19 protein-coding genes are annotated in these 19,233 nt (G+C 39.1%); 9 read left to right on the plus strand and 10 right to left on the minus strand.

Going from position 1 to position 19,233, the window contains the following annotated elements; genetic code table 11:
- Window positions 1-68: 68 nt before the first annotated feature.
- Window positions 69-347: a photosynthetic electron transport-dependent transcriptional regulator PedR gene (pedR, locus tag ACIR310F_RS0120260; RefSeq protein WP_028085405.1), complete on the plus strand. Its 279-nt coding sequence runs from the start codon at window positions 69-71 to the stop codon at window positions 345-347.
- Between the two features lie 320 nt (window positions 348-667).
- On the opposite strand, the gene ACIR310F_RS0120265 is transcribed toward pedR, so the two are convergent.
- A complete protein-coding gene (locus ACIR310F_RS0120265) occupies window positions 668-1,042 on the minus strand; it encodes a hypothetical protein (protein ID WP_028085406.1) in 375 nt (124 codons plus the stop codon).
- Between the two features lie 447 nt (window positions 1,043-1,489).
- Here ACIR310F_RS0120265 and ACIR310F_RS23345 point away from each other — a divergent pair, with 447 nt between their 5' ends.
- The 4 genes from ACIR310F_RS23345 (at window position 1,490) to ACIR310F_RS0120285 (ending at window position 5,719) form a co-directional block, all read left to right on the plus strand.
- Window positions 1,490-2,611: a type IV pilus twitching motility protein PilT gene (locus ACIR310F_RS23345; protein ID WP_081677631.1), complete on the plus strand. Its 1,122-nt coding sequence runs from the start codon at window positions 1,490-1,492 to the stop codon at window positions 2,609-2,611.
- Window positions 2,612-2,677: 66 nt separating this feature from the next.
- Window positions 2,678-3,448, plus strand: coding sequence for a circadian clock KaiB family protein (locus ACIR310F_RS0120275; RefSeq protein WP_028085407.1), 771 nt, complete (start codon window positions 2,678-2,680; stop codon window positions 3,446-3,448).
- A 50-nt stretch (window positions 3,449-3,498) separates the two neighbouring features.
- Window positions 3,499-4,251 carry an MBL fold metallo-hydrolase gene (locus ACIR310F_RS0120280; RefSeq protein ID WP_028085408.1) on the plus strand — a complete coding sequence of 251 codons (753 nt, stop codon included), beginning with the start codon at window positions 3,499-3,501 and terminating at the stop codon, window positions 4,249-4,251.
- 157 nt (window positions 4,252-4,408) lie between these two features.
- A complete protein-coding gene (locus ACIR310F_RS0120285; RefSeq protein ID WP_028085409.1) occupies window positions 4,409-5,719 on the plus strand; it encodes an ABC transporter substrate-binding protein in 1,311 nt (436 codons plus the stop codon).
- A gap of 50 nt (window positions 5,720-5,769) precedes the next feature.
- Here ACIR310F_RS0120285 and ACIR310F_RS0120290 read toward each other — a convergent pair whose 3' ends face one another.
- Window positions 5,770-6,354, minus strand: coding sequence for a hypothetical protein (locus tag ACIR310F_RS0120290; RefSeq protein ID WP_231387629.1), 585 nt, complete (start codon window positions 6,352-6,354; stop codon window positions 5,770-5,772).
- Window positions 6,355-6,725: 371 nt separating this feature from the next.
- Window positions 6,726-7,874 carry an alanine--glyoxylate aminotransferase family protein gene (locus ACIR310F_RS0120295; protein ID WP_028085411.1) on the minus strand — a complete coding sequence of 383 codons (1,149 nt, stop codon included), beginning with the start codon at window positions 7,872-7,874 and terminating at the stop codon, window positions 6,726-6,728.
- A 765-nt stretch (window positions 7,875-8,639) separates the two neighbouring features.
- On the opposite strand from ACIR310F_RS0120295, the gene ACIR310F_RS0120300 reads away from it, so the two are divergent.
- The 3 genes from ACIR310F_RS0120300 to ACIR310F_RS26460 all read left to right on the plus strand — a co-directional run bounded on the left by ACIR310F_RS0120300 (window position 8,640) and on the right by ACIR310F_RS26460 (window position 12,297).
- Complete coding sequence (locus tag ACIR310F_RS0120300; RefSeq protein ID WP_051289778.1) at window positions 8,640-9,071, plus strand: hypothetical protein; 432 nt, start codon at window positions 8,640-8,642, stop codon at window positions 9,069-9,071.
- Window positions 9,072-9,274: 203 nt separating this feature from the next.
- Complete coding sequence (locus ACIR310F_RS23350) at window positions 9,275-10,165, plus strand: hypothetical protein (RefSeq protein WP_035368601.1); 891 nt, start codon at window positions 9,275-9,277, stop codon at window positions 10,163-10,165.
- A 35-nt stretch (window positions 10,166-10,200) separates the two neighbouring features.
- Window positions 10,201-12,297, plus strand: coding sequence for an alpha/beta fold hydrolase (locus ACIR310F_RS26460; protein WP_196803263.1), 2,097 nt, complete (start codon window positions 10,201-10,203; stop codon window positions 12,295-12,297).
- A gap of 274 nt (window positions 12,298-12,571) precedes the next feature.
- On the opposite strand, the gene cruG is transcribed toward ACIR310F_RS26460, so the two are convergent.
- The 4 genes from cruG to cruF form a co-directional block, all read right to left on the minus strand.
- Window positions 12,572-13,741 (minus strand): 2'-O-glycosyltransferase CruG, encoded by a 1,170-nt coding sequence (gene cruG / locus ACIR310F_RS0120315; RefSeq protein WP_028085413.1) that lies wholly within the window; start codon window positions 13,739-13,741, stop codon window positions 12,572-12,574.
- A 100-nt stretch (window positions 13,742-13,841) separates the two neighbouring features.
- Complete coding sequence (locus tag ACIR310F_RS0120320; protein ID WP_028085414.1) at window positions 13,842-14,252, minus strand: helix-turn-helix domain-containing protein; 411 nt, start codon at window positions 14,250-14,252, stop codon at window positions 13,842-13,844.
- Window positions 14,240-14,527: a type II toxin-antitoxin system HigB family toxin gene (locus tag ACIR310F_RS0120325; RefSeq protein ID WP_028085415.1), complete on the minus strand. Its 288-nt coding sequence runs from the start codon at window positions 14,525-14,527 to the stop codon at window positions 14,240-14,242. The genes ACIR310F_RS0120320 and ACIR310F_RS0120325 overlap by 13 nt, the downstream gene beginning before the upstream one ends.
- Before the next feature lie 182 nt (window positions 14,528-14,709).
- Window positions 14,710-15,618, minus strand: a complete 909-nt coding sequence (gene cruF, locus ACIR310F_RS0120330) for a gamma-carotene 1'-hydroxylase CruF (RefSeq protein WP_028085416.1) — start codon at window positions 15,616-15,618, stop codon at window positions 14,710-14,712.
- A 340-nt stretch (window positions 15,619-15,958) separates the two neighbouring features.
- Here cruF and ACIR310F_RS0120335 point away from each other — a divergent pair, with 340 nt between their 5' ends.
- Window positions 15,959-16,312: a hypothetical protein gene (locus ACIR310F_RS0120335; protein WP_331271329.1), complete on the plus strand. Its 354-nt coding sequence runs from the start codon at window positions 15,959-15,961 to the stop codon at window positions 16,310-16,312.
- Window positions 16,313-16,397: 85 nt separating this feature from the next.
- Here the strand turns inward: ACIR310F_RS0120335 and rpmA are convergent, their stop codons facing one another.
- The 3 genes from rpmA to ACIR310F_RS23895 form a co-directional block, all read right to left on the minus strand.
- Complete coding sequence (gene rpmA, locus ACIR310F_RS0120340) at window positions 16,398-16,682, minus strand: 50S ribosomal protein L27 (protein ID WP_028085418.1); 285 nt, start codon at window positions 16,680-16,682, stop codon at window positions 16,398-16,400.
- Window positions 16,683-16,785: 103 nt separating this feature from the next.
- On the minus strand, window positions 16,786-17,193 hold the full coding sequence (gene rplU / locus ACIR310F_RS0120345) for a 50S ribosomal protein L21 (RefSeq protein WP_028085419.1): 408 nt from the start codon (window positions 17,191-17,193) through the stop codon (window positions 16,786-16,788).
- 709 nt (window positions 17,194-17,902) lie between these two features.
- Window positions 17,903-19,233, minus strand: a 1,331-nt coding sequence (locus ACIR310F_RS23895; RefSeq protein WP_196803264.1) for a calcium-binding protein, incomplete at its 5' end; no start/stop codon positions are given.

The following is a 19,233-nucleotide window of genomic DNA, read 5'->3' on the forward strand; positions in this document are numbered from 1 at the left end:
CTCCGCAAAAATCTTCTAGAATAAGGAATAAGACTTGAGTACATATACTAAGGGAGGAATAGTAAGTAATGGCTGCTAGTGAGTCTGGAACCCATGTTAATCTGTCAGACAGAGAAATGCAAATTATCGACTTAGTGGCCACCGGCTTAACTAACCAAGAAATTGCAGCAAAACTGGAAATTAGCAAACGGACAGTTGATAACCATATTAGCAATATTCTCACTAAAACTAAGACTGATAATCGTGTGGCCTTAGTTCGTTGGGCTTTACAATGGGGTAAAGTCTGTTTAAACGATGTTAATTGCTGTTCTCTTCCCCCTGGGAATGATGAAAGTATGTCCACCTGAAGCAGAGTTGTAGTTAAAAAGCTTTAATGAAGCTTTTTAGTTATTTTAGGGATTCTTGGTCAGAGCTATGGGTGGTTGATTTACGCTGTTGTGTATTAGCAACGTTCTATAAGTAGAAATTAACGTAAAAATACAGGTATGGACAGGCGTAAATCAATTATCCTGTGAATATGATTGATTTGGTCATCGAAGTAACGACGTCAGGTAAGGAGAGTATCAAGACTCCCAAACACATACAATTAAGAAGCTATTGATACATAATTAAAAAACCCGGCTGAACCGGGCAGATGTACTTCTTGTCAAGTTTTAGCTAATAATCGCTATTGGTTGATTTCACAAGTTAAAGGACAAGCTGCATAAACAGTAGTTTGGGTTTTTTCAGCTTCACCATGTAGCCAGCTTAACCATTTTACCTGCTTAGGATGAATACCTTTAGCTGTGAGAACGCCAGCAGCAATTAATACTGCCATAACATTAAGCATGACTAAACCACCTGCCACAACTAAAACTGCATTAGCGGGCATTACGGATTGTAACACAATAGACAACAGACATCCAATTGTAGCCATCAATACAACCAATGGAAAACCGACGACTAACAAGCACACTGCCAATGTAAATGTCCAGATTAAAAAGCTTTTCATCACTAACAAGGAGTGGGTCTGAACCAGATTAGAGCTTTGAGCAGAAACCATGACTTTTCCTCCTAATACACAGCAAGTTTAAATTTCAGTTTCAGTTATTGATCGCTTGGAGGCGAATCAACCGATTTTGTTTCAGTGAAATTTAGTATATAAAACCTTAGCAGCAAAATGAGCATTTCTTTACTAAACTTTACAGTTAATTTTTTGTGGTTATGAATGAGAAGCCAGATATGCCCACAGGTGAGGAAAGAAGTTTGGCTGTATGCCTTTAGAAATATGGACTAACGGTAGATGAGAAGCAGAACTTGATCCCCGCCCTTGGATTGCCTAGATACTTAATATTTCTTATAGAAAACTCTATTGTTTCTCATAATTTATCTACAAGTTTCGTAGGCTTGATCTAACAGGTTTTTCCGTTCCCTGTTTCCTGTCCCGATGATTTGCAACTATACTGATATACTGATGAATAAACTCATAAAGACACTGCAATAACCCAAAATGCGATCCTCAGAGCTACTACTAATATTTTCTAGTTCAAGTTATCCGACACATAAATCTTCAGGACTTACCCTGGCGCAGTTGATTCAGGAAGCATTTGATCAGGGTTATTCTGATATTCACTTAGGAGTAGGAGAAATCCCCCGCTTCCGCGACCGAGGAGAGATGCAAACCACCAATTATCCTGAAACTGATAAAGCAACCTTTATGAGTTGGTTGCGGGAGATTCTCAGTGATGAAGAAATTCAAAGCTTTCAAAAACAGCTAGAATTTGATGGTGCGGTTCAATATGATTTTGTCCGTGTGCGGATTAATATCTTTGATGCCTTGCGTGGTTATGGAATGGTACTGCGGTTAATTCCTCTGGAAATTCTATCTATCGAGGAGTTGTGTTTACCACCTATAATTCAAGACATTTGTAATTATCAAAAGGGCTTGATTTTGATTACAGGTCCAACTGGTTCAGGTAAGTCAACAACAATGGCTGCAATGGTTGACTATATCAATCGGACAATGCTCAAGCATATCATTACAATTGAAGATCCGATAGAGTTTGTCCACCAAAGTCGTAAGTCCCTAGTTAGACAACGGGAAGTGGGAATGCACACCCTCAAGTTCGATAACGCCTTAAAGGCAGCTTTGCGTGCTGACCCAGATGTCATTCTTCTTGGGGAAATGCGGGATAAGGAAACGGTGAATACTGCATTGAAAGCCGCACAAACAGGTCACTTAGTTATGGGAACTCTGCACACTAATAGTGCTGTAAAAAGTATTGAACGAATCCTCAACTTATATACAGGTGAAGAACAAGAAGCTATGCGCGTAGTACTGGCTGAATCCTTATTAGCTATAGTTTCTCAAGGTTTGTGCCGGACGGCAGATAGTAAACGCTGTGCTTTCCACGATATCCTCATTAATACTGAGGCCGTCAAAGATTGGGTGAAAACAGGTAATTATGATGAAATTGAAGCGTTAATGAAACAATCAGGCTTTGATGGCATGATCACAATCAATCAGTCATTGTTTAACCTCTATCAAGAAGGCCGTATCACCGAAGAAACAGCTTTGGAAATGTCCCCAACTCCTAACGAAATGGCGCAATTCCTCCGAGGTCGTTTTTAATGGGGAATTAATTGGAGATGTCTCATAACCACTGACCGCTAACCACTAACTGCTAACCATTAACCAATGACTAAGTTGAATGTAGATAAACTATCTAAGCCGCAGTTATTCAAGGGTATTGCTTTGTTTACACCCGGAGGAGATTTAATTTATTGTATTGATCCTAGTAAACAAGGAAGATGGCATTTAAATCTGTGTGCGGCTTTGCGGGAAATCCTCGATTTACCAGAACCGCCACATTTTTTAGTTCCTTGTTATACTGCAACTATTGATCATTGGTTAAATCCTCGGACTCAAAAAGTCCAAATCTTTGCCGAGGCTTATCCCGCAGTTATGCGTCACCAAGCTCTGCTAAATGCGATTTTTGCGACTGGGGATTTAGTCTGGCAATCAGCAGCCTGGCAAGATGGATTGTGCGATCGCCTGGTATTATCAACTTATCGTGCTGCATTTCCTCAACTGTGGCAAGATCATGATTTAATTGTGCGTCTAGATTTAACTGATTCTCCCTCGCAGTATCAACAACCAATCATGACTACACAACCTGCATCCCAAAATATCCCAGGTGATCCAGGTTTTGTTTTACGCTTGTTTGTTGCTGGACATAGTATAACCACTGAAAAAATTTTACAAAACTTGCACGAATCATTAGAACTATCTCTAGGGTATCCTTATACTCTTAAAGTAGTTGATGTTCTCACTAATCCAGAACAGGCGGAAATTGATCAAGTTTCTGCTACTCCTACCTTGGTTAAGGTTTGGCCTCATCCAATTCGGCGCATGGTTGGTAATTTAGATAACATTGATAAAGTTCTACAGATGTTAGCGGGACAGTAAATCATTTCCAATTTCCAATGTCCAATTTAAAATTTGAGGATTTGTATAATATGAACTTTACTTGGTTAGATAGCAATAGTTGGTTAATTGAAATTGGTCAACAGCGAATACTAATTGACCCCTGGTTAATTGGTACTTTAACCTTTAACAATTTAGATTGGTTATTCAAAGGTTATCGTTCTCAGGATCGGTCAATACCAGATAATATAAATTTAATTCTGCTTTCTCAGGGTTTAGAAGATCACGCACACCCACCCACTTTAAAGCAACTTGACAAAAGTATTCCTGTGGTTGCTTCTCCCAATGCGGCTAAAGTGGTAGAAAAACTAGGTTATCAACAAATCATCAGTCTTCAACATGGTCAAAGCTTCATTTTAAATCAGCAAATAGAAATTAAAGCTGTTCTTGGTTCTCCCATTGGACCTACTTTATTAGAAAATGGCTATCTGCTCAAAGATCTAGTAAATAATTCTACATTGTATTATGAACCACATGGCTATCATTCCCCGCAACTTCAAGAAATAGCACCCATTGACGTAGTAATTACACCGATCATTGATTTGAGTTTACCCCTACTTGGTCCGATTATCAAAGGTATGAATAGCGCTTTAGATGTGGTAAAATCCGTGAGACCTAAATTTATCCTCCCTACCGCAGCGGGAGGGGATATTTTCTTTGAGGGACTTTTGGTAAAATTTCTCCAAGCTAGGGGAAATACGACAGAATTTCAGACTTTATTAGAAAATAACAATTTAACAACTCAGGTGATCACTCCTCACCCCGGCGAAAAAATTAGTGTTTGAATTATGGAAAAACCAACCACTCCGGGACAGGGAGGAATAAGAGTTTAAATTGATTTCTGGTAAGTAAGTCATCAGGATGTTATTATTTGCGGTTGAAGCACCTGATATCAATTTAACTATATCAAGTCTTCTAAATATCTGAGGAGTGTGACTAACTATGTCGAAAATTCGTGTCTCTCTAGCTTTAAGTATAGCTACCATAGCCAGTGGTTTCTTTTTAGCCGCTTGTGAAAGTCCTAAACCACCGGCTACGGAGGTTAGTACCGCTTCACCAACACCTAAGACTACAACCAGTGATACCAAGGGATTGAAAATTGGTAGTTTATTACCCACCACTGGTGACTTGGCTTCTATTGGACAACAAATGGTTGGTTCTGTTCCCTTACTGGTGGAAACCGTTAACGCTTGTGGAGGTGTCAATGGTGAAAAAGTCAGTTTGGTAGAAGTAGACGACCAGACTGACCCTAAAGCCGGCGCTGCGGGTATGACTAAATTAGCAACTTTAGATAAAGTTGGTGGTGTGGTTGGTTCTTTTGCGAGTAGTGTTTCCACTGCGGCGGTTTCCGTGGCTGTACCTAATAAAGTCATGCTGATTTCTCCTGGTAGCACTAGCCCTGTATTTACTGACAAAGCTCAAAAAGGCGACTTTAAAGGCTTTTGGGCGCGGACTGCTCCCCCCGATACCTACCAAGCATTAGCTTTAGCCCAACTCGCCAAGAAAAAAGGCTTTAAACGAGTTTCCACTGTAGTAATTAATAATGACTATGGTGTGGGTTTTGAAAAAGCATTTGTGCAAACTTTTGAGAAATTAGGTGGTACAGTAGTTAATAAAGATAAGCCTGTTCGCTACGACCCCAAGGCTCAAACCTTTGATACAGAAGCATCTGCCGCTTTTGCAGGTAAACCAGATGCAGTTTTAGCCGTATTGTATGCTGAAACCGGTAGTTTATTCCTGAAAGCTGCTTATCAACAGGGTGTTACCAAAGGTGTACAAATTTTACTCACAGACGGTGTAAAATCCGATAGTTTCCCTGATCAAGTTGGTAAAGGTAAGGATGGTAAATATATCTTATCTGGCGCAATTGGTACAGTTCCCGGTTCTAGTGGTAAGGGTTTAGAAAATTTTAATAAACTTTGGAAAGATAAAAAAGGCACTTCTCCAGGAGAATACGCACCTCAAGCCTGGGACGCTGCGGCCTTATTGGTATTAGCAGCCCAAGCCGCTAAGGAAAATACTGGGGTGGCTATTGCTAGTAAATTGCGAGAAGTAGCTGCTGGAAAGGGTACACCAGTAAGTGATGTTTGTCAAGGGCTGAAGCTGCTGAAAGAGGGTAAACAGATTAATTACCAAGGCGCAAGCGGTGATGTAGATGTTGATACTAATGGTGATGTCATTGGTACTTACGATGTTTGGACTGTGGGGGATGATGGTAAAATCAAGGTAATTGACAAAGTAAGTCCTAAATAGAGTACACAAGAGTATGGCCAAGAAGTTAAACTTCCTGGCCTTTAATTGGTTTAAAATCCTTTGAAGTTATAACCAACTCCCAGTAAAATACCAACATCAACTGTATCAAAAAATCCAGTGTTTATGGCAGCAGTGGCGGTAAATTTTTGATTCAGAGGTATGTCAACACCACCAGTGACTAAAACAGCCGTTTCAGATTTATCAGCAGTTTTAATGATTGCACCTACTCCCAGGTACGGAACTATAGTTACAGGATTGGTAAGTGGATCTGCTGGTTTAACAGCAAAGTCGTAGGTGAGAGGAACAAGAAATGTTGTATCTGTTCCTAGAATAACTGACGGTCTAGCTGATAGAGATTTGGTAAAACGAATTTTACTCATGAAGCTGAAATTACCATCACTCAAGGCTGAAGAGCCGCCTGTTATACCAATGTTAGTACCAATACCGATATAGCTACCAGGAGTTTGATTTTGATTGGGTCTGGCTGCTTCAATGTCCGCTTGTGCTATTTGATTAGATAGTTGTGTTTTTTCAGACACTGTTTGAGCATTTACGGAATGCCCACCACCTAAAATTACCAAAGCCGCAATACCTGGTAAGGCTAAAAAATTTTTACCAAGAATAATATTACTCATGTTCACTTCTCACTAGATTTAAGATTGACACCTGTTTAGATATCATCCTCAGTTAACAAATTTCGTTAATACTCACCATTTAACACCAAAAATCAAAATTTGCATCCTGATTTTGTTTAATTGACTAATTTTTTGTCAGCATTGGTGACATACAGCGATTTTCGGGTAAATGAACCACGGTTTTTGATCTGGCGTAGAGACGCAAAGAAGAATTACTGTTAATGCAGTACAGTTGACAATAGACATCTGGAGGTAAAGATTGTAGAGAGAGAAACCTAGTCAGGTCAAATCTCTACAATGGTTCTAGAAACGGCACATTTAATTTTCACCAGATGTCTAGTCTCCAGGGAATTGCTATACCAAGGCACTAATTAGTTAGATATCATTGTTCCCAGGGCGGCTATTAACTTATCCACACTTTCAGGACGACTATTAAAACCCATTAAACCCACACGCCAAACTTTACCAGCTAATTCACCCAAACCGCCACCAATCTCAATATGATGCTCAAGTAATAATTGGCGTGCGACCAACTTACCATTTACGCCTTCAGGAATGCAGACAGTAGTTAAAGTTGGTAGCCTGTATTCCTTCTCAACGTGCATTTTTAAACCCATATCTTCCAATCCTTCCCAAAGATATTCTACATTCTTTTGATGACGTTGCCAGCAATTTGCTAAACCTTCTTCGGCCACTAAACGCAGAGCTTCCCGTAAACCATAATATAAATTAATCGGTGCAGTGTGGTGATATGTGCGCTCAGTACCCCAATATTTCCCCAACAATGTCATATCTAAATACCAGTTTGCCACCTGAGATTGACGCTTGTGTAACTTCTCCATTGCTCGCGCACTCATAGTAAATGGTGACGCACCTGGAGAGCAACCCAAACCCTTTTGACTACAGCTATAAGCTAAATCAACACCCCACTCATCCAAAAAGATGGGAACACCACCTAAACTAGTCACGGTATCTACTAATAATAACGTACCATGCTGACGACACAACTCACCCACACCTTCCAAAGGTTGACGAGCACCGGTGGAAGTCTCTGCATGAACTAAAGCTAAAATTGCCGGTTTATGGGTAGCTACTGCGGCGCTAATTTCCTCCAAATTGAAAACTTGTCCCCAAGGCTTAGTAATAGTTCTTACATCTGCGCCATATCTGCCCGCCATATCTACCAAACGATTACCGAAATAACCAGCCACACCAATTAATACCACATCACCCGGTTCTACAGAATTAGCTAGAGAGGCTTCCATTGCAGCAGTACCCGTGCCACTGACAGCGATAGTATGGGGGTTTTCCGTTTGCCATAGGTAGCGTAACAGAGATTGAATCTCATCCATCAGGGTTAAAAAAGCCGGATCTAAATGCCCTACGGGTGTGGTATTCATCGCCTGTAATACCTCTGGATGGGTGTTAGAAGGACCAGGACCGAGTAATAGACGGTGGGGGATATTTAGGGGTTCTAGTCCTAGACGCTGACTATTGTTGATGGAAATTGCGAATGTCATAAATTTATGTAAGATGAAATGAGAATTTAATCGCATGATATAAGGGAATTGTGTTGAGTGTGTTTCTGGTTTGACTAATGGGACGGGAAGAGGTGATTGATAATCATCAGCCTCTAGCACCAGATTAAATGCTTTGAAGCATTTGACTAGAGACTTTTTATCAACTCTGACATTGCAGTTAAAAATTTTGCATAAGGTATGAGAGTCTAAGCCAGTCTGAATACTGAGATGATCAAGGGTAAATCTCTTGCTGTTATTTTCGCTATATTCCCTAATTTTTATCGCCTTCTCAAGTTTATTTAAACCTTGAAAGGTGAGGATTGTCCCACGTTTACGTTTTCTTGGTAGATCCATAAGTGATAAATATAAATTGTTTTAAGCAAAGCCGAATTGGGCTAGAGGATTAGCTTTAATCGCCGGAAAAATGACTGATTTCAGGAAAACCAGTATTAATCTGACAAGAGTATAAAAATAAAACTAAGAGATTGAACAGAGTATAGCGGTTAATTTATGTGTTTATCAATACAGCATTTTGCAAAAAAGGGAAGTTTTAACAATTTGAAATAATTCTGCGGTCTAATTGTTTACAGTCTCAACGCTTGAAAGGCTTGTGGTAGAGGGGTGAGAGCGATCATTTGTCAGCATTCTTAAGTTCCTTGCTTAAGTTGGCAAACTTCCATTGTTGTATATATGTCGAGAGGTATACAATCAACCAAACAGTTTACAGCGATTTTCATAATGATCATAAATTCACTGAAAAATTCTATGCACTGGGCAAAGATTCTGACATTTGCATTTGCTCTGTCATTTCTGATGTTCTTTTTCCCTACAACAGCAATGGCAAATAGTTGTCAGGCTGCCCCTGGAACTGTTTTCAAAGAGCTACCAGTTAATGGCGGAAGTTTTAGATATGCTGTGATGAAACCAGTAGAGAAAGAACTTGCGATTCGCTCTGTAATTGTTTGCTTAGATCCTCCAATTGCAACTGGAAAAATTGAAAGCATCATTATAGACGGACCAAGTGGACGTGAGTTTGGTTGTTTTCCTACACGAGTGAGACAAGGTACTAACCTAATTTACGCTTGCGGTGGTCCGGCTATGTTAAGACGTGGAGAGACGACCTATAGGGCAAGCGGAAGCGGGTTTACACCAGAACAAGTCAAGTTAACAGTTTCCTTAAGTACTGACTTTGAATAATAACCAGCCTGGGTTGAGATTCCAGAATCGAGATGGAATTGATATAGCTTTTCTTCCAAACACAACATAGGTCAACCTCATACAAATATATGAAATGTTTGCTATTTGTGTTTGGAATTTACTGAGATTTTTTACCGACCAATCAAGTTTACTATGGCAAAAAAACCATGGTTCTAATCAATAGAAAATAAACCATTAAACCAATGGAAAAACATCAAGAAGATAGCACCAGTAAAATATTTAATGCTGACTTAGCTTTTGTTGCGCTCTGTTTCTGCATAGTTTTATTTGGATTTGGTTACACCCTGACAATTTTACCAGAAATCGCCAAATCTCAGTTAATTTATCAAACACGAACTTGCATTACTGGTGGTTGGAAATTTGCATTAATTCTCACACATATTCTCACTTTTGCCCTGATTCCCTTAGCAATGAGAATTTTTTATGCAGGGTTGAAAAATTTGGGATTGGGATTCAAAGTTATTTTTGCTTCTCAACTAGGTCTAGCTTTTGTGATGGTGGCGATCACTGCTGAAATTGGTTGGCACGTTACCCAATGTTGGTATTATGCTAACGACTTTACAATGCTGAATTTCATGTTCTACTTTTTCTTGATTTCATCATTTGTATTTTGGTCAGATGGCTTAGTTATCAAAACAACAATCTTCACCAGAATAGTTAACATTTTGTTTGCTATCAGTTTATTAGTTATCTCCATTTTATACCCTTTAGGTTATCAAGCGAATAACCCTAGTTTTAAAGTTCCAATATATATCGCATTGACTGTAGTTTTTGGAGTTTTGACTTATCGAGGTTATAAGCTACTCAAAGATTGGAAAATTATCCTCGTTCCTTTCTTTTCAGTGGGAGTTAACTTATCTTTTGTATTTCTCTTAGATAAATATGGTGGCAATCCCTATACAGACCCCCAAGTTGCTTTCAATGCTTTATTTCATATCCTCCATGACTTAGGTGGGACGCAAGCCGGAGTAGCTATTTTCACTTGGTTAGTCTACGACAAAGGCATTACTCAATTTAGAAACAAAACTCAGGAAACATTAACTAACCAAAAAGTATTAGCAACCAAAAATTAGTCACTACTTTCCTATCAAAATTTAACACTTTGCCAATGAATAACATTTTTTCCATCATTTATCCCCTGGCACATCTGACTATAGCTGCAATGGCATGGCTATTAATAAGTTGGGGAATTAGTCTGTGGAGAAAATCATCTAGTCTAGCGATGATTTTTACTCCCTTACTATTAGTTAGTCTCAGCTATGACAATTTTATTTTAGGCACAGGAAACTTCATTGGTGCAGGAGAAGTTTTAGAAAAACTCAGCATGATTCGCTTTCTCTTGCATTATTTAATTTTGCCATTGTTCATTGTTATTGGTGTGGAACTTGCTCACCGTGCAGGAGCAAAGTGGGCAAATACATTAGTCAGAGTTTTAGCTTGGGGAGTAGCATTTGCACTAGCTGGGATAGATATTACCAAAAACTATATCGGACTGGAATTGAAACCAGAACTTTTTGCAGGAATCTTACGTTATGTTCCTGAAACCCTGAATGGACCACCAATTATTACCATTGTAGTTAATTTATTCATGCTACTAATTGGTATTGGCATTTGGGTGAGACTGCAATGGCCAGTGTTATTTATTGGTACATTTATTGGTTTAATTGGTAATGCTGTTCCTTCATCAACATTCGGTACACTTCCAGGAAGTGGATCTGAATTTACTCTGGCTTTAAGTTTGTTGTTAACAGGGCAGACAATACAATTTATCCGCAACCAACCTACTCAAAAACCAAAAGATACTGTTGCGGTAAATGTTGCCAATCGAGAAGCTTTAGAATGGGAACATACTATCTACAAAAATGGCTACACAATTTACCAGTCAGGTAGTCACATTCAAGGTGATTTTATTCAAGTCTATGCTCCTAATGCTCCCTATCGTGATGACCAAGGAAAACTCAGATTAATTACTTACTTACACGGCTTTGCTTTGTGTATGCCAAAATTCTATGAAGATCACCTAGAAGAATTGGTTAAACAAGGCTATTATATTGTTTTTCCCGACTTTCAAAAAAGCACCTATCCAGACGATATAGATCAGAAAACAGCAACCGCAGATGATCAAGAAGAGGATAAATTATCCTGGGGAAAAATTCTTCAAGGTATCATTGCTAAAGGTAAGAACTTTAAACTAGGAGATACCTTGAGTGAAAAGCAAAATCAACGGCGTAAATTTATTGCCCGTAAATTAATCAAACCTACTTTCTTGAAATATCTGCGGGTTTCTGTAGCTTTATTGGTTTTTACTTTAGTAGTTAAAATCTTCTTTTCCTGGTTTAATCGCACCTATGGACAGAATCTCATCAAACTCATTTCTACAGTTGGTTTAAGTCTTTTACATAGTCCCGTAGAATGGGTTGATCAAGCAATAGATATTACTGATTTAGCTTGGAAAAAGTTATCTGATCATAATCCCAATATTGCCCAATCAGAGTTTGATTTTTATGTATTTGGTCATTCTTTGGGAGGATTATTAGCACTCAGTTGGCCGCTTTATCTTGAGCAAAGTCAACAAAAGTTTTTACCAAAACAAATTATTACTGCTGATCCTGCCCCAAGTACGGAAATGGGTATTCCCCAATCAGCTTTGTGGATTTTAAAACTGTTCAATTCTCCCTTTGCAGAAAAACCAATTAACATCCGTACAATCGGTAGTCAGTTAACTTTACCCATTGGTATTTTACATGGTGTAGATGATAAAATTGTCAAACCTGAATCTTGGGTTAAACCTGGATTTTTACAACAAAAATCCAATTTTGACTGCATAGCTAGTGAAGAGAAGAAAATCTATTTTTCACTTTCTAATAAGGAGTATGATCCTCCCTTAATTGCCTTTCATAATCAAGCCGTAACCGACACCAGTTATTTTGATGATGCGTTGTTTAAAAATTTCGGTGGAGTTAAGACACAACCTAACCTTTATAACAAGGAATATATTTGGCCTGCTGTTGAATTAGTCGTGAAAAACCAAGCCAATGTTAACCAATTACTCGATAAATTTAACCCAGATAGAAGTCCGATAATCATCACGGATACTTTGCCAGAAAAACCAATTAATTGGACATTGATAGCAATCGCTATCTTGGTTGGGCTAACTTTTTCGGGTTTAGCATACTGGTTATCGCATTCTTACACACCTGTGTAATCGCAATTTTGTAGAGACGTTTTAAAGATCGTCTCTTTATATAGTATAACGTCACTTAATTGTTATTATAGTTAATCTCCTCAACTAATGATAAAATAGGTGCGGATGTTTAATAAATCCATAGGGCAAATAAATGTAGATAATTGACAGATACACTAATTACATAGCCTGTGTTCTTTAAGAACCAAGATATTTTCTAATAATGACGATCGCTCTCCCCAATCAGATAAATTGGAATAAAGAGCGATACCCTCAGTCAGCGCCCTAAATGGCATTAATCACCATATTTCCGCCCGCGCCATTCTTTGGGAGTGCGGAGGGCAGATAAAAAGATTCGCAGCACCGCTAGGGGGTCAGTCAAGGGGGAAAGCCAGAATAACCAACCAGCGGTGGCATCCTGTCGATCATAAGAGGGAGCGATCGCTAATAATAAAGCAAAACGAATCACCACCAGAAATATATTTAATTCTAACAATAGCAGTGCCGGCAGTGAGGGAAGCAAAGGGGGAAACAGGAAATAACCCAGTAAAATCAATAGTGGTAAACCCTGCACCGCAGACAATAACCATAAATCACCCCAAACTTGAGCGCGGGAAGTTGCGTCTTTCAAATCTAGGCTACGTCCCCATTCTTTCCAGGTTTCTAAAGCCCCTTCATACATTCGCACCTTTAGCACCTTTCCCCCGTCTAAAAAGCCCACTTTAAAGCCATGAGAGGCAATATTCCGGGCTAAGGTGACATCATCACAAAAAGAACCTTTAGCGCTGCTGTAACCATTCACAGCCTTTAACACAGACCGACGACACAAAAAACACTGGCCGTTAGCCATGACCCGTTCGGGTTGTTCAGTATAAATCCCCGTAGGATCAAATCTATACAGTAATGTCATTAACAAAGCTGGTTGTAATAAACATTCTCCCGGATATTTGAGAATAAATTGCGGTGATAAAGATACTAAATCATAACCTTGAGCGATCGCAGTTTTCACCAAACTCGCCACTAAACCGGGGTGGGGTTGAATATCTGCATCCATTCCCAAAAACCACTCACTGCCCTCGGAAGTAAATAAAAAGCCATTATGTAAAGCCCAAGGACGACCGACCCAGCCGGCTGGTAAGGGATCATCTGTCATTAATTTAAAGCGGGGATCTGTTAATGCTGCGGTTTTCACTAGGTCGGGAGTACCATCTTGTGACTTACTATCAACAACAATAATTTCTCTAACTTCGTAACTTTGGCGACTTAAACCGGCTAACAGCGGGCTAATTCGTAATGCTTCGTTAAGTGTCGGTACAACCACACTCACAGTTCCCAAGAGTTCTGGTGTGGGTTGTTGTGGTTTTAAAGCTGGATAACGTCCTGGTCCTTTGAGTAAACGAGAAAGTAAAATCGCCGTGGCAGGGACTTGGACCAGTAGCAGGAGGAGAGGAATAATATTTAGCAATTCTAACCTTGACTTTTTGTATAAAGTAGCTAGTTTACATCTTCTCGCAATTTGTGTAAATTAATTTAACAATAATTTGTTTTTAATCTAGGCTACAAGACTAATCCAAAAATACTTGAGGTTGAACTTGAAAACGTTGTGCTAACTGTTGAACTTGACTCAGAGTTAGTGCTTGATGTTTATTTAAAATAGCTTCTATTGTTGCGGATGTACCAATTTCAGGCAAATCTGATAAACATAATCTATGTTCCTCCATTAAATAAGCCAATACATCACTACCGCTACAATTAGGGATAGAATAATGCTCTTTCTCATAAACCTCAATCAGCGTCCCTAAGGTATCAAGCAAATTATAAAGAGGATGCTGTTCATTTGTGCCAATTTCATCAATCAAATTATTTAATAGCTCGATTGCTTGCTCATATTCGTCTTCATTACGAATTATCAGCAGTGGTGCGATCGCATTCCAATGAGTATTAATATCTGGGGGAAGTGTGATTAACTTTTCCATCTGTCTTTGTCGTATTCTGAATGGGTTAAGATATAACGAATATAAACCTTCTGACGATTAAAATGAATTGAAGCAATTAATCTATATTTGTTACCACCAATATTAAACACAATTAAATTAGCGACAAGATCAGCATTGGGAAAAACAGAACGTAATTCTTCAAAACTCTGAAAGCTTACCGATTCTATAATTTTGAGCCAACGAATCAGCGCAGTTTCACTGTCAGGATACTCTTGCCAAAATTGACGCAACACTTTACGAGAAATAACGTGCATAATTTAGTGGACTTATTAAGTATTGCCATATTTTATAAATGTGATTATATCACTCTCATTATTCAAACATAGCTAAAAGTTTCTAAACATGAATCTGTGTGGCATTTTCAGCTTTCTTCTTGTGTAATTAGGAAAGAGGTAAATAATTTAATTTCTTCTCCCTCTTTCCTCGTCTCTCTTCCCTACTTAAAAGCAACCTTCACATTAGTAACAGCAACTTCCTGAGTAGCTGCTTCCATATTCACTGTTGCAGGTGCGCTAGAACCTTTAGACCACAGCAGCACAGCAGGAGCGACACCCAGAGCTAAACCTAGTAATACAGGAATGGGAAACCCAGCGGCTAAACTCATGACTGTGGCAAAACCAAAGTTACCTAAATAAACTAATAAAGGTACATTCAATTGGTAATAGTCTAATTTAATCGGGTTTTGACTCCATAATAAAGCCGCTACAGTCATGAATAAAGCACCAGTACCCATCCAACCGACAAAGTTTTGGTAAGGCATACCAAAGAAAGCGCCTGGTTCGTGCCAATACCAGAAAGGCAGGGAAGTTTGACTCATGGCTGGGTCAAGGACAAAATCCCAGGAGGTGAGTAGTAAAGCACCTAAAACAATTGCACCAATTTGACGAAACAAGCTAGGTTTTTTATCTACTTGTAAACCCGCACGGGCTAATACATAAGATACACATCCTACATAAAACCATGAAAGGGGAATTGTAAAAGGCACTAAACCAGAAATTTTATAACCTAAGCCACTCAAATAGCTATAGCCTCCAAAGGGAAAGCCTGTACTAGTTCCTAATAATTCACTAGTTAGGGAAATTGATAAGGATGGTATTAAAAATCCTAAAGTGCGTGCCAAACCTAAAGTTCGGTAAGCATAGAGGAACACTCCCAACGCCCCGAAAATCATATATACCACACCACCACCTGCCATACTCCACTGCATGACGGTCTCACCTGCTGCGGATAAGCTGACAAGCAATTCAGCATTGGGAATCACAATTAATATCCCCAGCAGTCCAAATACCATAGAAACGATATGACCAATTAGGCTTATACGCTCGACGATAACAAGTTGTCTCATGATCAATCCTTAATGATATGCCAGTTGGCTATTCAACTGCTAACAGTTTACAAATATTTATCAACATATTTAACCAAATGTTGATTTTTATTCTCTCAAAATGGAATTAGGGGTGGAATTTACCATCAAGAAACCTGATGGGTTAGGTAAATTTGTGAAATAATGAATGCAACCGATATTCAAAATACCAGTATATTACGATTTGTAACTGATTAAGGTACAGAACTTTCACCTTTATTCACTCTGTTTTATTCCTGACTGCTGCTATATGTCAATTTTGAAAAAGATCCCTTGGTTCTCCCTGACACTCGTATTACTGAGTTACAGTACATTGGGCTGGATGATATTTGAAGAAAAAGCCCCTTGGTATATATGGCTGCTAACTGTGGTAACTATCCTGCTGTCCCTAATCTGTTTTACCAACCCTTGGTTAAAAATAAACGAGTATGCCAGCATTTTGTTCAAGTCCAGTGCTAGGGCTTTTGGTGTAGCTATCTTAGCAGCTTTCCTATTTTTTCTCATGGTTGCCTGGTTTCGGGTGTTTCTTGACATTTTACTCATTTTGTGCGCGACTATTTTAGCGAGAATAGATTTCCAAACACTGGACTTAAAACCAACGCTCGCTTTTGGCTGTATATCCTTTTTTGCAGTTGTAGGTTTAGCACTGGGCGCATTTATCAAGCTTTATATATGAACTACCCCATCTTAATTACTTTAAATATTGTAGAGACGCTCTATGGAACATCTCTACAATTTTTAGTCAGATGATTAATCACTAACTAGCTTGCTAACGCTTCTACCTCTGCTACCACCACTGGATAAACGCTAACTTTCTTCCGGCTTTTACCCTTTCTTTCAAAGGTAACTACACCGTCAACTAAAGCAAACAAGGTATCATCACTACCAATACCCACATTGTTACCAGGGTGAACCTTAGTACCACGTTGACGAACCAAAATATTACCTGCGCGTACAGTTTGTCCACCGTAACTCTTTACACCTAGTCGTTGAGCATTTGAGTCACGACCGTTACGCGTACTACCTGTTCCCTTCTTATGAGCCATGGTTTCCTCTTTTTTATTTACTTTATGAATCCCAGTCCGCTAATTGTCTAGTTTAGGCTGGGAAAAAGATAATTGGTAATTGGTAATTATCAATTGTCAATTTTTATGATTCCTCTGCGGTTTCTTCCACAAAGTCAGCATCAATAATTGGACTTTCAGCACCAGTAGGGGCTGCTTCGTAAGCTAAAACTTCGCCGTTGAGATTGATAGAATTAATCAAAAATCTGGTAATTTCCTGGCGGTGTCCCCGTTTTTTGCGGGTTTTCTTTTTAGGTTTCATCTTATACACCAGGACTTTGCGACCTCTCAGGTGTCGCATAATTGTCCCTTCGACTGTTGCACCTTCTACTAAAGGTTGTCCAATGGAAAGTGCGCCGTCGTGGTTTACAAGCAATACAGCGTTAATGGTAACTTTTTCATCTGGTTCGGCGTTGAGTAGTTCAATGTCGTAAAAACGACCTGCTTCTACTTTGATTTGTTTTCCGCCAGTTTCAATAATTGCGTAGGTCATTAAATCGTCCTTGAGGTTGCCGTACAGGTAGCTGGCTATAATCTTCTATAGAGACGCTATTATTTACAGCTTTTGCCAGCTTTTGCAGTATGTCTACCTGGTCCGAGCCGGAATTAGACAGACAATCTAATATATTAGATGATTGATAGCTAATTAGTCAAGCTTTTATTAAATAAAATTATAATTTGTTGGATTTTTAGCGGATTTCCGAAAAGGTAATTTTTGGGTTTGTAGTTAATCCTGACACAGACGGAATAAAAATCAATCAATCTGAGCGACTTGTACGGTTGCTCAGATTTTCTTACATATTCACTAACTAGGGAAGAGGGAACAGGGAACAGGGAACAGGGAACAGGGAACAGGTGACAGGTGACAGGTGACAGGTGACAGGTGACAGTTGACAGGGAATAGGGAACAGGGAACAGGGAACAGGGAACAGGGAACAGGTGACAGGTGACAGGGAACAGGTGACAGGTGACAGGTTTTCAGCGATTTTACGTTTCTTTACAGAGTTTGGTTTTTTGATGCCAACTTACTTATATTGGTAATATTTTTGATCAACAATCTAATGAAAAAAAATGTAGAGATGTTTCATGGAACGTCTCTACAAGGTTTCTAGGATACTAATGAGAAATTAAAGTTATAAAACCCATAACGATAGGTTTTGTTTGTGTAGCTGCGGTTTATAACCGCCAAACATGGTACTAATTTAAACTACAGTGAAGTCAACACTTGTAATCAATGTGGAACTAACATTTTGCAAAGTAGCGAAAATTTCACCACTGCTCGTATTCCTGATCACAGTATTAGTACCAGTTCCTAAAATTGTCAATTGACTAAATAGTAAACCCCCACTTAAGCCAATGCGGTCAAATCCATCTTGGAAGTCTTGAACGATATCAGCGCCATTGCTTAGTGCAATTACAAAAATATCATTGTTTGCTCCTCCTACCAAAATATCATTGCCTTTACCACCATTGAGAATGTCATTTCCAGCTTCACCCCAGAGTGTGTCATTATCATCATTTCCGAAGAGGGTATCATTATTATTGCCTCCATAAAGGAAATCTTTGCCTATCCCCCCGTTTAATTCATCTGATCCATCACCACCATACAACCGATCATTACCATCATCTCCAAATACTAAATCGTTACCTGCTTCTCCATTGAGAATATCATCACCAAAATCACCAAAGAGAATGTCGTTACCAACACCACCTAACAAGCTATCATTACCGACACCACCATCAAGGATATCATCACCAGTAAGACCTCTGAGGGTATCATTTCCTAAGTCACCGTTGAGGAAATCATTTCCATTATCCCCTTGCAGAATATCATTACCGAGGCCACCAAATAGTTGATCATCGTTATTCCCACCAAATAGTTGATCATTACCGTCACCACCATCAAGAATATCATTTCCATCGTTACCCTGGATGGTATCATTGCCAGTATTTCCAACTAACTCGTTAGCCAGATTATTACCTCTGATGGTATCGTTTTGAGTAGTACCAACCACATTGAGGAAATTCTGCACGTTTAAGGTGATAGAATTAATGGGTGCTGGTAGTCCGTTAATGATCAGGCTATTAGTGGCTAGATTGACGTTGAGGGATGTGGTGGTAGCGATTCCAGTGGATGCGTCAATGGTGTTAGATTGACCTGTAGCACCAATTACAGTTTCTACGTCCACAATTGTATCTGTGCCAAAAGAGCCTTTATTAACGATTCCACCTGCTAACAGGGTAATTGCTTCCGTAAGACTGCTATAGTCAACTGTATCGCTTCCTAGACCGCCATTAATTGTATCATCACCTGTGCTACCGATAATTGTGTCATTAGAGTTAGCGATTTCGATAATTCCTCGTAATAATAGCAATGAATTGGGAAGATCGTTCCATATTCCCGCTCCTCCAACATTAAATTCTACGTAGTCTTCATTATTTAAATCATTAGGTTCACCTGGAGACCAGTTAGTATAAGTGACAGCTTCTCCATTTGCCCATTTAAATGTTCCTTCAGTCACCTCGTCTGTCA

The sequence above is a fragment of the Dolichospermum circinale AWQC310F genome, from assembly GCF_000426925.1.
Taxonomy (GTDB): Bacteria; Cyanobacteriota; Cyanobacteriia; order Cyanobacteriales; family Nostocaceae; genus Dolichospermum; species Dolichospermum circinale.